A 16,189-nucleotide genomic window follows, 5' to 3' on the forward strand; every position below is an offset into this window, starting at 1 on the left:
GCCAAGCGAGGTCCTATGCAGTATTCGTTCGAACAGAATCGTAACGAGGCCATCATTTCCCTCGATCCGCGTATGCCCATGGCACCGGCAAGCATCGAACAAGCCGGACTGGATCCGTCGTTCCTGCTTCGGCTGGCCTCAAAATGTGCGGCCGAGCAGGATACGACCACGGCATCTCATCTGGCTGACCGCATGAAATTGCCGAAAGTGATCGTCAATATCCTGATCAAGGAGCTCGTGAAACTCGCCTATCTCGAGGCTCGCGGCTTGGCTGGTGAGGATGTGCGATCCGATATTCGATATGCGCTTTCCATGAAGGGGTTCGAATATGCCCACGCGGCGTCGCGTCAATGCCAATATGTCGGGCCGGCGCCGGTGTCGCTCGACGCGTTCTGCCGGCAAGTCGGTTTGCAGTCCATCCATTACGAGCGCGTGACCCCGGAGCGGCTGACCGACAGCCTTGACGGGCTGGTGCTCTCTGACGCCCTGGTCGAAAAACTCGGCCCGGCCATCAACTCCGGTCGCTCCATCCTGCTTTATGGACCGCCCGGCAACGGAAAGACGAGCATCGCCGAGCGGACGTCGCAACTGTTTCGCCAAACGATCTGGGTGCCATATGCCATCGAGGTCGGCGGCCATGTCATTAGTTTCTATGACGAAGCGGTGCATCACCCCGTATCGGAGGCTGACACGGAATCTCATCCGAAAGCGGATCAACGATGGATCGAATGCCGCCGTCCGGTGATCAAGACGGGCGGGGAATTGACCCTCGATCAGCTCGATCTCACCTTCAACGAAGGACCAAATGTCTATGAAGCGCCCATACACTTAAAGGCATCAGGCGGCGTTTTCATCATCGACGACTTCGGACGCCAACAAGTGGCACCGCAGGCGCTCATCAATCGCTGGATTGTGCCGCTCGAGCGCGGATATGACTTCCTGACGCTGCACACCGGCAAGAAGTTCAAGGTTCCCTTTGACGAGCTGGTGGTATTTTCGACGAATATCGCACCGAAGGACCTTTCCGACGAGGCGGGCTTGCGGCGACTCAAGTACAAGATCTTTGTGAACACGCCGTCGCGCGACGAATATATCAGAATCTTCAAATCCTATGCCAGCGGCACCGGATTGGCTGTCTGCGATCCTGACCTGAACCTGTTCTATGATCGCAAGTACAACAGCGATGTGCCGGCGTCTTGCTATCATCCGAAATACCTTCTGGATTTTGTCGGTTCTTACTGTGATTTCAATGGCATAGATAGAAATGCATCGCTCGAAATGCTCGAACGGGCATGGGAAGGCGTGTTTACATCGGAATGATTGCGCACTTGCCGCCGATCGCGGCCAGGTAGATTTGATGACTTACGGGGGAGTAAACGAATGACCAGCATTCCGAGTATCGAGGTCGAAGCAGAACGCCCAAAACCAGGCAATTTGCGAACAGTAGAGCAGAGGGGCTCAAAAAGCCCGCTGCTCATCGGTTTGCTCCTGATGCTCCTGCCGGTGAATGCCGGCGTTCTCATCTATACCGCCAAAAACTCGGCGGATGTTCGCGAGAGCCGCGAGACCATCGCCGCGCTGAAAAGGTCCATCGACGGCCTGAAAGGACAGATTGAAAAGCAGTCGCGCAAGATCGACGACAATGCCAAGGCCGACGACGTCGCGCTGATCCGCCAGGGGATGGATGAGCTGCAAAAAGCCGTGGTCAACGAACGGCACAACGACACAGACGGTCTTCGCATGGGTTCCGCTTTGGTCCTGAGCGCGCCCGGCAAGGAACCGGCACAATATTTCGCACCCCGTGCTGCGCCGGCGGAAACTCTGATGCCGGATAGCAGTCTTGCGTCGATCGCAGCCGGGGGCATTGCCGTCAGCGACCTGCCGCGTTACGAACGAACACTCTCGCCGGAAGGCCAGCTCATCCTTCGCAAGGCACGGTAGATAAAGGCTTCACCTGCAAAGCACGTGGCATCAAACGTGCTTCATGTGACGTGCTTCAGCTCTTTGCTTTTACATGATCTCCCTGCCGCAAGCCGCCGCACAGTTTTGCGCGACAGTTTTAAGGCAATCGCCGGACGCTGCCAGGGGCGCCGCGCCGATGCTCGCAACGCGGCAAGGGCGCTCTCATCTCGACACAGATTGCCGATCGCCGAAGGGCCGATCACCGCTGAGCGTAATTGACGCTGTTCTTCATCAATTCGAGATTACGGGCAGTGACTTCGTTTCCGGGATCAAGCTCATAGGCTTTCAGGAAATACCCTCTGGCAGTGCGCAAATCGCCGCGTAAAAGGTGAGAATATCCAATATTGTTGTAGTAGACCGGGGTGTTGCCGATCATGCGCGAGAGTTGCTGGTAGGCGCGGTCGGAGGTGTCGAAGCGGGCAACCATGTCGGCTGAGGCTGCCAAGCCTAGCCAAGCGGCCGGATCCTGCGGAAAAACGTCAACTGCTCGCTTGTAAATGGCGTAAGATTTTCCGTAGTTCTTTTCCTGAAACTGCAGTTTGCCGGTGGTTATCAACTCGTCGTTCTTATAGAAGGCGACGGCTGAGTCATCCTCGAGGGTCTTTGCACTATCGCCATAAGCAGCCAGACCATCGCTGGATGACTGGCAACCAGCTAAAATCGCTCCGGTCGCTATCAAAAGCGCGATGCATTTCGTTCCAACTCTGATCTGCAACATTGGCAATTTGATCCCCATCAGACATTCTTACCCAAGACTCGGATGTGTTCACCTGAGATCATCGTGAAAAAAAGCTAACAACTCAAGAATTTAAGCATATACTCACAAAAAAGCGAGAGAGGCGGTCTTCGCCGGAATGCGACAGTGTGATAAAAATGCCTACTATCCAAGGTAGGCATCATCTGCCTCGTGACTCCTGAGTAGAAATCAAATCGACGTCGCCTATCCTGCTCGTCAGGTCAACGGATGGAACGCCGCATGTGGATCGCGATTTTCACGCTGATGCGACTTGGGCCATCGCTGGCTTACGCGATAGCATCGATCTTCGTACTCAGCATACCGCTCCTGGAAAGCCACCCCTCAAGTGCCTCCGCCTGGTGGCTTTACATGACAATACTTCCGGTCATGCGCGAGCCCATCTATCTGCTTTTGGCGATACCCGGCATTGGAATTTGGAGCGCCACGGTCCTGTTGATGCTTGCATCGATTTTCGGGGTCAGAGTGGCCATGCAGCCACAAAGACACCCCCGTTCAGGCTTCATCCATGCCCATATCGCGCTGATCGCGACCGGTCTGCCTATGGGGCGGGGAGCCGTTGCGCAAGCCGGCCTTTCCGAGTTTGCGTTGCCTCAATTTCAACGAGGCGACTGGTCGTTCCTGCCGCTATCCCAACCGCTTGGGACCTTCCTTTTCATATCCGTGTTTTTGGCTTGCATTTGCTGCCATTTGACAGTCATCAAGCGTGCAATATCGGCGTGATAGAAAAGGGTCAAAATCCTGATTTCGTTCAGCCCGGCTGGTTGACCCAGGCATAACCGAAACGATAGCGGTCGTCGCCGCGCTGATAGAAATAGGGCTTGTCGATCACCAATGCCTCAGGCGTGGATGCGCCGAGATTGGTCTGTAGCCATTGCGCCATATCAGGCGGCAGTGCTTCGCTGCCGTCCTTGGGGAGGAGCCACACCAGGAGAAGCGGTCGCCGGCCGGAGAGATCCGGGCTGAAACCGGGATAATCCACCGAGAGGACCGGCACGCCGGGAATATCCTGCCTGAGATTGCCGGCGAGCAGACTGTCGCCGGCAAGGATCGCCGCCGGTTCGGCCTGCTGGCGCAGGGTTTCCAGCATCGGGGCATAAGGCCTGTTCAGCCGCTCGTAATGGCCGGTGAAACGTGCGGCCGCGACGCTGCCGTAAAGGGCCGCCGGTACGCCGATCATGATGATGGCGACGACAGCCATGAAACGCCGGAATGCCTTGGCGGTCGTGACACCTGCGGCCTCGATCTTCAGGCAGACATAGAGCGGCAAGATGAAGAGCATCGGCACCAGCCAGCGATCCTTGATGCCGGCAGCACCCCCGAAGACGATCAGAAGCAGAATGCCGATGAGGAAGACGAGCATCATCCGCTCGAGCAACTGCGTCCATTGCGAGCCGGAGCCGAGCGCCGGACGAAGGCTTTTGCCGAAAATGATCGCGAATATCGCCACGGTCAATCCGGCAAAGCTGATGACGGCGAGGGCGAGCGAGCTGACGCCCATCGCCACCTGCGCGGGATAGCTCGCATGGCCGCTGGCGGTCATCTTCTCCAGGGTGCGTGCTGTGGCGAAATCGAGATTGTCCTTCAGCCAGAACAGATGTGGCAGGATGATGATGAGCGCCACCACCGCCGTCAGTACCAGCCGCCTATCGAAGATCCGCGGCCGCAGACGCGCATCCGCCAGTGCGGCGATGAGGGCTGCCGCCGGCAGGATCGCAAAATTATATTTGGCAAGCAGGCCGAAACCGATGCCGACGCCTGCTATCAGATAGGAGGCAAGACTCGGCTGTTTCAGGCTGCGGATGAAGCCGTAGAAGAAGATGCTGGCCGAGAAGAACACGGCGACCGTATGCGTCAGGTCGCGCTGCATCTCGAAAACCATCTGCGGGATGGTGAGCAGGCCGAGCGTGGCGATCGCCACCAGCGCCTTGTCGCGCAGGACGAGCCGCGCTGTCAGGCCGTAGAGCAGGTAGGAGATGAACAGCAGAAGATTCTTGACCACCGAAAGGGCGGCAAGCGAGACGCCTGTCAATTGGAAGACGGTGTATTGCAGCCAGTTGTAGAAGGGCGGCTGCGGGCCGTAGCCGGCGGCAAGCCATTGCGAGCGGAAGACCTGTTCGGCCTCGTCGAGATCGAGCGAATGCGAGGTTGCGAGCCGTACGCCGACCTGAAGCATGAAATAGGCGGCCAGCAGGGCGAAAATCCAACTGATGTCGCGACGATTGGTCTCGGTCATCCTATCTGGTCTCCGGCCGAACCCAGCCATAACCGAGCGCGAAATTGTCGCCCGGTCGGCCGAAATAATAGGGAAGCGACAGCGAGCCGATCTCCTGCGGTGCGATGCCCGCCGCCGTCAGCGCCGATGAAAACCGCTCCGGCATGACGGCATCCGCAGCCGTCGCCGTTTTCTTGCCGCGCCAGACGATCAGCACCGGCCCCTTGGCCTCGGCATAGGCCGGAATGCCCGGTGCCGGAAAATCCGGGATCACCACCGGCACGTCGGGAAGCTGCAGCCGCATGTTGCCGCCGATATAGGGATCGGAAGCGATCACCAGCGCCGGTTCAGCCTGTCGCGTCATATCGCGCGAAAAACCCGCCATCGGCACATTCGGCCTGCTGTAGATGCCGATCAGCCCGGCGCCGACGACACGGAAACCGAGCGCGATCAGCACGCAGGCCATCAGCACCGGCAGCACCGGCCGGAAGCGGCGCAGCCCGGCGGCAAGGTCGAGGTCGGCAGCCTGCATCTTCGCCAGGAAATAGAGCGGCAGCACCAGCAGGAACGGGTCGAGCCAGCGTTCGCGCACGGTGGTGGAGCCGGTGAACAGCACGATCAAAGCGATGCCGGCAAGACTTGCGAGCATCATCCGCTCCATCATCCCGGTCCAGCGGTTTCCGGCCGAAAGCGCCCGGACGAAATCCCGGCGGAAGGTGGCGGCGAAGATTGCGACCGGCAGCGCCGCAAAGGCGATGATGGCGACGAGAAAGGCGAGAAGGCCTTTGCCGATCCGTACAATGCCGGCCGGTTCGCTGCCGGCGGCCATCTTGACCAGAGTGTCGGAGGAGGCGAATGCAAGATTGCCCTGCAGCCAGATCGCGTGCGGCAGGACGATGACGAGCGCAACGGCGACTGCGGCCAGCATGCGCCAGTCGAGCGCCCTGCGCCGCCATTCGGCATCGGGCAGTATGGCGATCAAGGCGGCGACGGGCATCAGCGCGAAATTATACTTCGAGATCAGTCCGATGCCGGTCGCAAGCCCGAGCACGAGATAGCTGCCGATATCGGGTCGGTCGAGCGTGCGGAAGAAGCCGTAGAGAAACAGCGAACTGGCAAAGAGCAGCGCCGTCGTGTGGGTCAGATCCTGCTGGGCCATGTAGGAGACCTGGGGCAGGGTGATCAGCGCCAGCATGGCGACGGCGGCAAGCGCCTGGTCCTTCAGCACGCGCTGCCCGGCAAGGCCATAGAAGAGATAGGACAGGAACAAGAGGATGTTCTTCGGGACAATAAGCGCGCCGATCGACATGCGCGTCACCGAAACGACGGCATATTGCATCCAGTTGTAGAAGGGCGGCTGCGGGCCGTAGCCGGCCAGCAGATATTGCGAGAAGAAGGATTGCTCGGCCTCGTCGAGCTCCAGTGAATGCGGAAGCACGATGCGCAGCACGATGTTGAGCACGAAATAGGCTGCAAGCAGCAGGCCCGCGGTCTTGATCGTCCTCGTTGCGCGCTCCAGCATCGGGCTGCCGGCTTAGGCTTGGCTGTGATCGTCGAAGATCTGTCGCACGATGTAGTTCGGAGAGGCGTCGTCGCGATAATAGGTGCGCGCAATCATCTCAGCCAGAATGCCGGTGGTGATCATCTGCACCGACGACAGCAGCAGCACGACGCCGACCATCAGCATCGGTCGCGTTCCGATATCGTTGCCCAGGATGAACTTGTCGAAGCCGAGATAGAGCAGGATCAGCATGGCGACCGCGCCGAGGCCAAGACCCAGAGAGCCGAAGAAATGCCCGGGCCGTGCCTTGTAGCGCATGAAGAACATCACCGACAGCAGGTCGAGGATGACGCGGAAGGTGCGCGAAATGCCGTATTTCGAAACACCGTGCTCGCGGGCATGATGGGTGACGGCCATCTCGCCGATGCGCGAGCTCGGGACGACACCGGCGACCCAGGCCGGGATGAAGCGGTGCATTTCGCCCATCAGCTTCACCTGCTTGATGATCGAGGCACGGTAGATCTTCAGGCTGCAGCCGTAATCGTGCAACTTGACGCCGGTGATACGGCCGATCAGGTAATTGGCGCACCACGACGGGATCTTGCGCAAGAACAGACCGTCCTTACGGTTCTTGCGCCAGCCGACCAAAAGGTCGAGTTCGCGCCGTTCCAGTTCGGCGACCATCGAAGGAATGTCCTTCGGATCGTTCTGGAGGTCGCCGTCCATCGTCGCGATCAGCCGGCCTCGCGCGGTGTCGATACCGGCCTGCATGGCGGCGGTCTGGCCGAAGTTGCGCTGCAGCTCGACGATTCTGAGCGCCAGCCCCTCGCGTCCGACAAACTTGCGGGCGTTGACGAGCGTCGCATCGGTGCTGCCGTCATCGACGAGGATCAGCTCCCAGCGATGCGGGTAGCCGGCCATCGCGGCCGCGACACGCTCAACAAGCGGACCGACGCTTTCCTCTTCGTTGAAAATGGGCACGACCAGCGACAGTTCGAGCGATTGTACCGGATCATTCGTGTCGCGAATGGGCTCTACCGTTGTCTGCAACTTTCATCTCCAAAAGGCCGGGCGGCCGAGTATTCTTTACTGCTGCCGCCGCGCTTGCGGAAGGCTACTACATGAAGTGTCCGCCGGTTGCCAGCGGCAATGGCGGTTTCCCAGCAATCGGCTGCGCTGCCGGGGCGCTATTTCGCGCCTCCCTCCACCCAGGAGTAACCGATGGAGAAGCTACGTTTGCCGTCACCGAAGAGATAGGGCAGCGTCAGCGTGTTCAACTCTTGCAGATGAATGCCCGATTTGACGAGATCGCGGGCGAAACCGGGGGCAATTGTCGGGTCGTCTGCGGTCTCGCCGCGCCAGATTACCAGCACCGGCCCCTTCGCCGTCGCATATTCGGGAACCCCGGCACCCGGGAAGAACGGTATCACGACGGGAACATCGGGAAAGGCCAGCCTCAGATTGCCGGCCACGAACTTCGTCCCCGCCACGATCAGAACCGGCTTGCGGGTAGCGGTCAATTCAGCGACGTAACCGGAGAAGGGCACGTTCGTTCTCGTGTAAGTGCCGATGTATTGAATGCCGACGATCCGGAAAAGAAGGATCGACAGGATGACGACCATGAAGACCGGCACCACGGGCCGGAAGCGGGCGAGGCCGGCAGAAAGATCGAGATCGGCGGTTTCCAGTTTCAGGAACAGATAAAGCGGCAGGACGAGCAGGCACGGGTCGAGCCAGCGCTCGTGGATATCGCTGGCGCCGGCAAAGAGGACCACGCCGACGAAGGCGACCAGGCTGATGACCATCATCCGCTCGATCACCCGGATCATCGGGCTGGACGAGGAGAGTGCGCGAAAGAAGTCGCGCCGGAAGGCGGCGCCGATGAGAACGATCGGCAATGCGACGAAGCCGAGGACGGCGATGACGAGAGACAGCAACCCCTGTCCGATGCGCGGCAGGCCGGCGGGGGCCAGGTCTTCGGCGGTCATCCGCTCCAGTGTCGGCGCAGAGGCGCTGGCGAGATTGTCAGGCAGCCAGAGCGCATGCGGCAGCACGATCAGAATGGCGAGGACGACCGCCGGCAGCAAACGCCAGTCGATCAGACGGCCGCGCCATTTCCGGTCCGGCAGCACGGCGATCAGGGCGGCAGCCGGCAGGATGGCGAAATTATATTTCGAGATCAGCCCGATGCCGGTGGCGATGCCGATGATCAGGTAGCTCCCGATCGTCGGCTGGCGCAGCGTGCGGAAAAAGCCGAAGAGGAAAAGCGAGGTTGCAAACAGCAGCGCGACGGTATGCGTCAATTCGCGCTGCGCCATCAAACCCACTTGCGGCAGGGTAATCAGGCTCAGCATGGCGATGGCGGCGAGCGAGCGGCCCTTCAGCACCTCGCGGGCGGCAAGCCCGTAGAACAGATAGCAGCCCAAGAGAATGATATTCTTCGGCACCGACAGCACCCACATCGATATGCCGGTCACCGAAACGATGGCATATTGTATCCAGTTATAGAAAGGCGGCTGCGGGCCATAGCCGGCAAGCAGGTATTGTGAGTAGAAGGATTGCTCCGCCTCGTCGAGATCGAGCGTATGAGGCAAGGCGATGCGCAGCGCGATGTTCAGCAGGAAATAGACTGCCAGAAACATGCTGGCGCTCGTAATGCTTCTGGTAATTCGCTCCAACATCGATCTCCACGTCAAGCCGGCAAGGCGTGTCATATACCGGTCAGCGCCCGGATCGTCGGCGGGAAGGCGCCTTCGCCTCCGTCGCCATCAACTCCGCCGTTGTGCGCAACCTGCATTTCTCTTAAAAGGCCTGGCGACGGGACCGGTCCCATGCCGACCCAAGCGAGGAATGCCTACTACATGAAGAGCTCGATCGTTGAAAGCCGGCAATCCTGGTTTATGCGCAATCGCATGACCATTCTGACGGTCGTCATCGTCGCAGCCTATGCGCTCTTCATCCAATGGTTCTGGGGGTGGCCCGTCATCATCAGGCAATGGGCCGATGTCGGCGCCGGTCCGGTGATCGGCGCGCTCGTGCTTTTGACGAGCACCTATTTCCTGCGCACCTGGCGCATCTATGATTATTTTCCAAAGGAAACGGCCGGCCGGTTCGCCGTCCTCTTCCGCGTCACGCAGATCCACAACCTCTTGAACATCATGCTGCCCTTCCGCACCGGCGAGACCAGCTTTCCGCTGCTGATGCGCACCGAATTCGGCATTCCGCTGACGCGCGGAACCTCGGCGCTCTTCGTCATGCGGCTGCTCGACCTGCACGCGCTTCTGGCCGCCGCTGGCATCGGCTTTGCCGTCGCCGCCGCCAATGCGGCTGTTGCCTGGTCGCTCTGGACCGCCTTTCTGCTGTTGCCGGTCGCAGCCTTTGCCGCCCGCAAGCCGCTGCTGCGCCTCGCCGCCCGGCTGCTGCCTAATAAGGCCCAGAAATTCGTCGCCGAGATCGAAAACGGTTTGCCGCTCGATGCCGTGGCCTTTGCGCGCGCCTGGGCGATGACCATCGTCAACTGGCTGGTGAAGGTGATGGTGCTTGCCTGGGCGCTCGGCCTGATGGGCGTGTCGCCGATGGCGGCAAGCTTCGGCGGCGCGCTCGGCGGCGAGCTCTCCTCCGTGCTGCCGGTCCATGCGCCGGGCGGCGTCGGCACCTATCCGGCCGGCATCACCGCCGGCGCCATCGCTCTCGGTGCCTCGAGCGAGCGGATGGCTCTGGCCGCGCTGGCGCAGGCGAGCATCAATGCCCACCTGCTGATCATCGTCTCGGCGCTCACCGGCACGGCGATCTCACTGCCGCTCGGACGTCGCGGCAAGCTCTGAAATCCGTTTTCTCAGAAACGCCTGCTCCGGCTCCTGCCGGCAGAGCGACAGCGCCGTTTCATAGGCGGCGATCGCCTCTTGTCTCCGGCCGAGACGGCGCAGGAAATCGGCGCGCGCCGAATGGGCGAGGTGATAGGCCTGCAGCTCCCGGCGGGCCAGAATGGCATCGATCAGTTCCAGCCCCTTTGCCGGCCCGTCCGCCATCGCGATCGCCACGGCGCGGTTGAGCTCGACGATCGGGGAGGGCTGGGCTGCCAGAAGCAGATCGTAATAAAAGGCGATCCGCCGCCAGTCGGTCTCTTCGGCAGCGGGCGCCCTGGCATGCTCGGCGGCGATCGCCGCCTGCAGCGTATAGGTGCCGATCTCTCCCTCCCGCATCGCCTCGGTGAGCAGCGCCAGGCCTTCCCCAATCTTCGCATGATCCCAGAGCGAGCGGTCCTGGTCGGCAAGCAGCACCAGCGATCCCTCTTCGCCGCGGCGGGCGGCGCGGCGGGAGTCCTGCAGCAGCATCAAAGCCAGCAGGCCGGAGACGTCGGGATGCGGCAGCAGCGCCAGAAGCAGCCGCGCCAGACGTATCGCCTCTGCGGTCAGGTCGGCGCGGACCACGTCTTCGCCCGAAGAGGCCGAATAACCCTCGTTGAAGACGAGGTAGATGACGTGCAGCACCCGGTCGAGCCGCGGCGGCAGCGCTTCGCGGCCCGGCACCTCGTAGGGGATCTTCGCCGCCCGGATCTTGCCCTTGGCGCGCACGATCCGCTGCGCCACCGTCGGCGCCGGAATGAGGAAGGCATGGGCGATCTCTTCGGTGGTCAGTCCGCAGATTTCTCTGAGTGCCATCGCCATCTGCGCATCGGCCGAAATGAGCGGATGGCAGCAGGTGAAGATCAGCCGCAGCATGTCGTCCTCGACCGGTTCCATGTCGCCGATCTCCGTTGCCTCGGGGGAGTAGAGGCTGTCTTCGATGTGATGCTGCGAAGCATCGAAACGCGCCCGCCGCCGGATCGTGTCGATCGCCTTGAAGCGTCCCGTCGAAACGAGCCAGGCGAAGGGATTGCCGGGAATGCCGTTCGTTGGCCATGTCCGGGCGGCCGCAGCGAAGGCGTCGTGCAGCGCTTCCTCCGCCCGGTCGAAATCGCCGAGCAGGCGGATCAGCGTCGCCAGCACCCGGCGCGACTGCGTTCGATAGATCTCCTCGATCACGCGTTCCAACGGGCCACCTCAGTCCGGCAGGGTCAGCATTCGCACGGGCCTCAGTTCGACCGCGCCGAAACGTGCCGACGGGATCCGCCCGGCAATCTCCCTGGCTTTCACCATGTCAGGCGCCTCGATGACGTAGAAGCCGGCCAGATGCTCCTTGGTTTCGACATAGGGGCCGTCGGTAGCTGACAGGCTGTTGTTTCGAACACGAAGCACGGTCGCCTTATCAGGCATCTCAAGCGCATCGGCATGGATCATGATGCCGTCGCGGCGCAGTTCCTCGTCGAAGGCGAAATGCGCTTTGACGAGTTCATCGGTTTCCGCCGCGGTCAGCCTGCCGTCGGTGTCGGCACTGTTATAAATCAGGCAGATGTAGCGCATGGCTATTTCCCATCCTGGATGGAGTAAGTCGGGCGCACTTCGATTGAGCAATATTTGAGGATCGGAAAACTCGACACGATCGTCTTCGCCTCCTCGATGTTCTCGGCTTCGATCAGCACAAAACCGCCGAGGTGCTCTTTGATTTCGGCAAATGGGCCATCGGTCGCAAAGGCCTCGCCATTGCGCAGGCGGACCGTGATCGCCGTTGACGGTTCATGCAAGGCGAGCGCCACCTGCAGATGACCGCTCTCGCGCCAGCGATTGTCGCTGGTGATGCACTCCTGTGTGAGCGCATCCCATTCGGTCTGAGGGACCAGCTTGCTTTTTTCCGTGTCGAACCAGATCTGGCATAGAAATTTCATCGGTCTCTCCTCATTTAGCTCCGAATTCGTGGATTGGCCGCACTTCGATCGCACCGAGCCTGGCGAGCGGAATGCCGGCGGCGATGCGGATCGCCTCGTTGAGATCCTTTGCCTCGATCAGGATAAAGCCGCCGAGCGCCTCCTTCGTCTCGGCGAAGGGACCGTCCGTCACCGACATCTCGCCGCCCCGCACCCGCACGGTCACCGCCGATGTCGGCGGCTGCAGCGCCTGCGCGACAATCATATGCCCGCTTTCGGCAAGGTCCTTGTCATAGGCCAGGGAATTGGTGTCGAGTTCGGCCTTCTCCTCTTTCGTCATGGCGTCGAGCACACCGCCATCGAACCAGACCTGACAGAGATATTTCATCGCAGGCAGCCTCCTTGTGAGTATTCAATAACCCTGGACGACCGAGCTCCACGCAATTCGACAGCGGCGGGAAAAATCTTTGTTCCGGCCGGCTGTCGAAATCGCAAGGCAGCGCTCGACAAGGCTTCATCGAAACCTGTCGAGGAGAACGACAATGAGCATTCTTGAAATCGCCCTGGCAAGCCAGATCTGGGCACGCCGCCGCGAGAGGCGTCAATTGGGGCTGGACGATGCCGACGCGCTGAAGGCTCTTCTGCGCATCGCTTTCGTCATCGCCGCCTTCACCCTGCTGATTTCAGGGCTGAACCTTGCCGCGGGCAGGCCGCAGATGCTAGCGGACGGCTCGGCGTCTGTTGTGACAGGCAGGTGACGGCCTATTGGAAGGCCGTTTCGAAGAAGCTGCGCAGCTTACGTGAATGCAGCGCTTCCTTCGGCATGGCGGCCAGCTTCTGGACGGCGCGGATGCCGATCTGCAGATGCTGGTTGACCTGCGTCCGGTAGAAGGCCGTCGCCATGCCTGGCAGCTTCAATTCGCCGTGCAGCGGCTTGTCGGAGACGCAGAGCAGCGTGCCATAGGGCACGCGGAAGCGGAAGCCGTTGGCGGCGATCGTCGCCGATTCCATATCGAGCGCGATGGCGCGCGCCTGGGAGAGCCGCTTCACCGGCCCGCGCTGGTCACGCAGTTCCCAGTTGCGGTTATCGATCGTGCCGACCGTGCCGGTGCGCATGATGCGCTTCAGCTCGAAACCTTCATAGCCGGTGATTTCGGCAACGGCCGCTTCCAGCGCCACCTGGACTTCGGCCAGCGCCGGGATCGGCACCCAGACCGGCAGGTCGTCGTCGAGAACATGGTCCTCGCGCATATAGGCATGGGCGAGAACATAATCGCCGAGCCGCTGGCTGTTGCGAAGACCGGCGCAGTGGCCGAGCATCAGCCAGGCATGCGGGCGCAGCACGGCGACGTGGTCAGTGATCGTCTTGGCGTTGGAGGGGCCGACGCCGATATTGATCATGGTAATCCCGGCATGGCCCTTCTTCTTCAGATGGTAGGCCGGCATCTGCGGCAGGCGGGTAAGCGCCGCATCCGTTTCCGGCGCGTTCGAGCCGGGCAGGGTGACGACATTGCCGGGCTCGACGAAGGCGGTATAGCCATCGCCGCCGCCCTCGGCCATCAGCTTGCGCGCCCAGCCGCAGAATTCGTCGATATAGAACTGGTAGTTCGTAAACAGCACGAAATTCTGGAAATGCTCGGCATGCGTCGCCGTATAATGCGACAGCCGGGCGAGCGAATAGTCGATGCGTTGCGCGGTAAACGGCGCAAGCGGCGAGGGCTCTCCCGGCGGCGGGATATATTCGCCGTTGGCGATCTCGTCGTCGGTGGTGTTGAGATCGGGCGTGTCGAAGATATCGCGCATCGGAACGTCGATGAAGGCGTTGGTCGATGCTTCCACATGCGCACCCTCGCCGAAGGCGAAGTGCAAGGGGATCGGCGTCGTCGATTCCGAGACGATGACAGGAACATTGTGGCTCTTCATCAGCAACGCCAGCTGCTCCTTCAGGTAATGCTTGAAGAGCTTCGGCCGGGTGACTGTCGTCGTATAGATGCCGGGCGCCGTGACATGACCATAGGAAAGCCGCGAATCGACATGGCCGAAGCTTGTCGTCTCGATGCTGACCTGCGGATAAAAAGCGCGGTAGCGCGAGGAAATCGGTGCGCCCTGTGCGAGTTCGCTGAAGTTCTGGATCAGAAACGCCGTATTGCGCTCGTAAAGCGCCGTCAGCGCCTCGACCGCCTTGGCGGGATCATCGAAACTCTCAGGCTGGAAAGGGGGTGGAGAGGATGTGTCGAGGGGCGACAAAGGGGAGATTCGTTTGTTCATGACGCATTATAGAGAGTTGTTTTTGACAAGCAAACGACGCGCGCCGGCGGATTCCGATTTTTTATCCTCTTCCGCGTCTGGTGCGGATGCCTGTCGCCCAAACTGCGCAACGGTTTTGGGACAACGACATGCGTAAATCAAAGATTTAAAGCGCGTCGTACGATGCGCATTGGTCAGCGCACCGCAGGCGCGCAGAAGGTGCCGTTTCTCTCCAGGCAGGTATAGCTCGCCCCGAAATGCGACTGGGCACCGCCACCGCCTTCGTGCACCACGACCGCCGAAAATGTGACCGCGAAGATCGCCGCAAACAGCGTGATGATGCTAAAGCGTCTTGCCAGAATATAGAGGTCCATTGCCTTGCCCCCGATCGCAACTCTATCGTGACAAGAGTTTTGCCATGCCGCGGCTGAACGAGTGCTGAGATGCCGGTTCATCCGCCGTTCAGCTTGCCGGGCAGGCTCGGGAGGGGTGCGGAGAGGATTTATAAGGGTTCGTCAGGCGGATCGCCCCCTTTCGGCCATCGCCGGACGGCTTACCGAATGGGGCGGTAAAGAGCGTAGAAGCATGCCGGTGTGCCGGCATGCTTCTGTATTTGGGATGAGCTGTCTATGGTTCAGAGCCGCGTCCAGGTCTGCGACTTGCAGAGGATCTTCATCACGCAGCCCTGCATCCTCAGCGAATTGCCGGAAATCTTGCCCGAACCGCTATAGGTCTTTTCGGCCGCCGGGTCGGTGATCTCGCCGGCATAGCTGCCGCCGGTTCCCGCAAGCGTACCGATCTTCCGGCCGGCATATTTGCCGGTCTTCAGCGTCACGCAATAACTGCCGCCGCAGGATGCGATCACCGCCGTATCGCCGGCGGCCGTCTTCCAGCTGCCGACGATCGGCTCCTCGGCATGCGCGATACCCGCGATCATTGCAATAGTGCCGGCGAGAACGAAGCTGCGGATCATCTTTTCCTCCTTGATGTCCCTTGATCGGCCGCGAAAATAACTGACGCGAACGTAAAGGTAAATAAGCCCGATCGTTGATCTGCGGATCGAGTGAAAAACCGGAGAAAAAAGCCATGCGGCGAGCTTGTAAAGATATCGCCTGCTGATTTCATGATGAACGATCCCTTTATTTTCAAATCTGAATCTTTCGTAAAATTGGCGCGAAAATCCTTAATTCGCAAGGAATCTGATGTTTAACAAAAACCCAAATTTACCAAGCATTTGCACTTTGTTTGTCTAGAATTAATCATGCATTTTAGGCGTTTTTTGAAGGCCGTTCGGCATAGTGAAGCCATCAAACGAGCGGGGCAAACCCGCCGGACCGGAAGGGCCGCCAAGCCGCGATAGACGGCAAGGCCCGGAGGTAAAACAGGGTAAGTCATAAACAGGCTAACAGGGATAAAACCGATGGCACGCTTTGAAATGCACAATGCTGAAACGGCCACCATGGGTGGCGACAACAACGCCGATGTCTTCTGCGAAATGGGTCTGATGTATGCGACCGGCCGCGGCTGTGAAGTCGATCTCGTCGCCGCCCACAAATGGCTGAACATCGCTGCCATCAAGGGCAACGATCGCGCCGCCGAGCTTCGTGCCGACGTGGCCGCCGCCATGGACAAGATGCAGCTCGTGGCAGCGCTGCGCGCTGCCCGCGAGTGGATGACGGTTCACTGACACCCACCTGCCGGCAATTCGGTAGGAACGATATAACAACCTTGGAAAGAGGGAGCTGGCGGGGCGCTTTGGACGGGGCC

Annotated in this window: 18 protein-coding genes; 6 read left to right on the forward strand and 12 right to left on the reverse strand. The window is 60.4% G+C overall.

Features of this window, described 5'->3' with window-relative positions; all coding sequences use genetic code 11:
* Nucleotides 1–15: 15 nt before the first annotated feature.
* A complete protein-coding gene (locus FHT79_RS19490; RefSeq protein ID WP_028758842.1) occupies nt 16–1,320 on the forward strand; it encodes an ATPase AAA in 1,305 nt (434 codons plus the stop codon).
* A 60-nt stretch (nt 1,321–1,380) separates the two neighbouring features.
* Nucleotides 1,381–1,941 (forward strand): hypothetical protein, encoded by a 561-nt coding sequence (locus FHT79_RS19495; RefSeq protein WP_028758843.1) that lies wholly within the window; start codon nt 1,381–1,383, stop codon nt 1,939–1,941.
* Nucleotides 1,942–2,161: 220 nt separating this feature from the next.
* Here FHT79_RS19495 and FHT79_RS19500 read toward each other — a convergent pair whose 3' ends face one another.
* The gene (locus tag FHT79_RS19500; RefSeq protein ID WP_028758844.1) at nt 2,162–2,680 is read right to left on the reverse strand and encodes a tetratricopeptide repeat protein; all 519 of its coding nucleotides are present in this window, start codon (nt 2,678–2,680) and stop codon (nt 2,162–2,164) included.
* Between the two features lie 258 nt (nt 2,681–2,938).
* On the opposite strand from FHT79_RS19500, the gene FHT79_RS19505 reads away from it, so the two are divergent.
* Nucleotides 2,939–3,439, forward strand: coding sequence for a hypothetical protein (locus tag FHT79_RS19505; RefSeq protein WP_028758845.1), 501 nt, complete (start codon nt 2,939–2,941; stop codon nt 3,437–3,439).
* 28 nt (nt 3,440–3,467) lie between these two features.
* Here FHT79_RS19505 and FHT79_RS19510 read toward each other — a convergent pair whose 3' ends face one another.
* The 4 genes from FHT79_RS19510 to FHT79_RS19525 all read right to left on the reverse strand — a co-directional run bounded on the left by FHT79_RS19510 (nt 3,468) and on the right by FHT79_RS19525 (nt 9,113).
* The gene (locus FHT79_RS19510; RefSeq protein ID WP_097595010.1) at nt 3,468–4,952 is read right to left on the reverse strand and encodes a glycosyltransferase family 39 protein; all 1,485 of its coding nucleotides are present in this window, start codon (nt 4,950–4,952) and stop codon (nt 3,468–3,470) included.
* Between the two features lies 1 nt (nt 4,953).
* On the reverse strand, nt 4,954–6,453 hold the full coding sequence (locus FHT79_RS19515; protein WP_028758798.1) for a glycosyltransferase family 39 protein: 1,500 nt from the start codon (nt 6,451–6,453) through the stop codon (nt 4,954–4,956).
* A gap of 12 nt (nt 6,454–6,465) precedes the next feature.
* Complete coding sequence (locus FHT79_RS19520; RefSeq protein ID WP_028755911.1) at nt 6,466–7,482, reverse strand: glycosyltransferase family 2 protein; 1,017 nt, start codon at nt 7,480–7,482, stop codon at nt 6,466–6,468.
* Nucleotides 7,483–7,619: 137 nt separating this feature from the next.
* Nucleotides 7,620–9,113: a glycosyltransferase family 39 protein gene (locus FHT79_RS19525; protein ID WP_183903986.1), complete on the reverse strand. Its 1,494-nt coding sequence runs from the start codon at nt 9,111–9,113 to the stop codon at nt 7,620–7,622.
* A gap of 180 nt (nt 9,114–9,293) precedes the next feature.
* On the opposite strand from FHT79_RS19525, the gene FHT79_RS19530 reads away from it, so the two are divergent.
* On the forward strand, nt 9,294–10,256 hold the full coding sequence (locus FHT79_RS19530) for a lysylphosphatidylglycerol synthase domain-containing protein (RefSeq protein ID WP_028755913.1): 963 nt from the start codon (nt 9,294–9,296) through the stop codon (nt 10,254–10,256).
* Here FHT79_RS19530 and FHT79_RS19535 read toward each other — a convergent pair.
* From FHT79_RS19535 to FHT79_RS19550, 4 genes are read right to left on the reverse strand one after another with little or no spacing between them, the layout of a single operon-like run.
* Nucleotides 10,224–11,465 (reverse strand): RNA polymerase sigma factor, encoded by a 1,242-nt coding sequence (locus FHT79_RS19535; protein WP_028758797.1) that lies wholly within the window; start codon nt 11,463–11,465, stop codon nt 10,224–10,226. The two genes, FHT79_RS19530 and FHT79_RS19535, sit on opposite strands and share 33 nt — an antisense overlap.
* Before the next feature lie 9 nt (nt 11,466–11,474).
* Nucleotides 11,475–11,834: a YciI family protein gene (locus FHT79_RS19540; protein WP_028755915.1), complete on the reverse strand. Its 360-nt coding sequence runs from the start codon at nt 11,832–11,834 to the stop codon at nt 11,475–11,477.
* A gap of 2 nt (nt 11,835–11,836) precedes the next feature.
* Nucleotides 11,837–12,196: a YciI family protein gene (locus FHT79_RS19545; RefSeq protein WP_028755916.1), complete on the reverse strand. Its 360-nt coding sequence runs from the start codon at nt 12,194–12,196 to the stop codon at nt 11,837–11,839.
* A gap of 10 nt (nt 12,197–12,206) precedes the next feature.
* The gene (locus tag FHT79_RS19550; protein WP_028755917.1) at nt 12,207–12,563 is read right to left on the reverse strand and encodes a YciI family protein; all 357 of its coding nucleotides are present in this window, start codon (nt 12,561–12,563) and stop codon (nt 12,207–12,209) included.
* A gap of 154 nt (nt 12,564–12,717) precedes the next feature.
* Here FHT79_RS19550 and FHT79_RS19555 point away from each other — a divergent pair, with 154 nt between their 5' ends.
* Nucleotides 12,718–12,933: a hypothetical protein gene (locus FHT79_RS19555; RefSeq protein ID WP_028755918.1), complete on the forward strand. Its 216-nt coding sequence runs from the start codon at nt 12,718–12,720 to the stop codon at nt 12,931–12,933.
* A gap of 4 nt (nt 12,934–12,937) precedes the next feature.
* Here FHT79_RS19555 and FHT79_RS19560 read toward each other — a convergent pair whose 3' ends face one another.
* The 3 genes from FHT79_RS19560 to FHT79_RS19570 form a co-directional block, all read right to left on the reverse strand.
* Nucleotides 12,938–14,443, reverse strand: a complete 1,506-nt coding sequence (locus FHT79_RS19560; RefSeq protein WP_028827834.1) for an AMP nucleosidase — start codon at nt 14,441–14,443, stop codon at nt 12,938–12,940.
* A gap of 173 nt (nt 14,444–14,616) precedes the next feature.
* Complete coding sequence (locus FHT79_RS19565; protein ID WP_028755920.1) at nt 14,617–14,796, reverse strand: hypothetical protein; 180 nt, start codon at nt 14,794–14,796, stop codon at nt 14,617–14,619.
* Nucleotides 14,797–15,056: 260 nt separating this feature from the next.
* Entirely contained in the window at nt 15,057–15,395 is a 339-nt protein-coding gene (locus FHT79_RS19570) for a DUF2147 domain-containing protein (RefSeq protein WP_028755921.1), read from the reverse strand.
* A 447-nt stretch (nt 15,396–15,842) separates the two neighbouring features.
* Here FHT79_RS19570 and FHT79_RS19575 point away from each other — a divergent pair, with 447 nt between their 5' ends.
* The gene (locus FHT79_RS19575; protein ID WP_028755922.1) at nt 15,843–16,109 is read left to right on the forward strand and encodes a sel1 repeat family protein; all 267 of its coding nucleotides are present in this window, start codon (nt 15,843–15,845) and stop codon (nt 16,107–16,109) included.
* Nucleotides 16,110–16,189 lie beyond the last annotated feature (80 nt).

Origin of the sequence: Rhizobium sp. BK212 (assembly GCF_014197475.1) — a bacterium.
Classification (GTDB): Bacteria; Pseudomonadota; Alphaproteobacteria; order Rhizobiales; family Rhizobiaceae; genus Rhizobium; species Rhizobium anhuiense.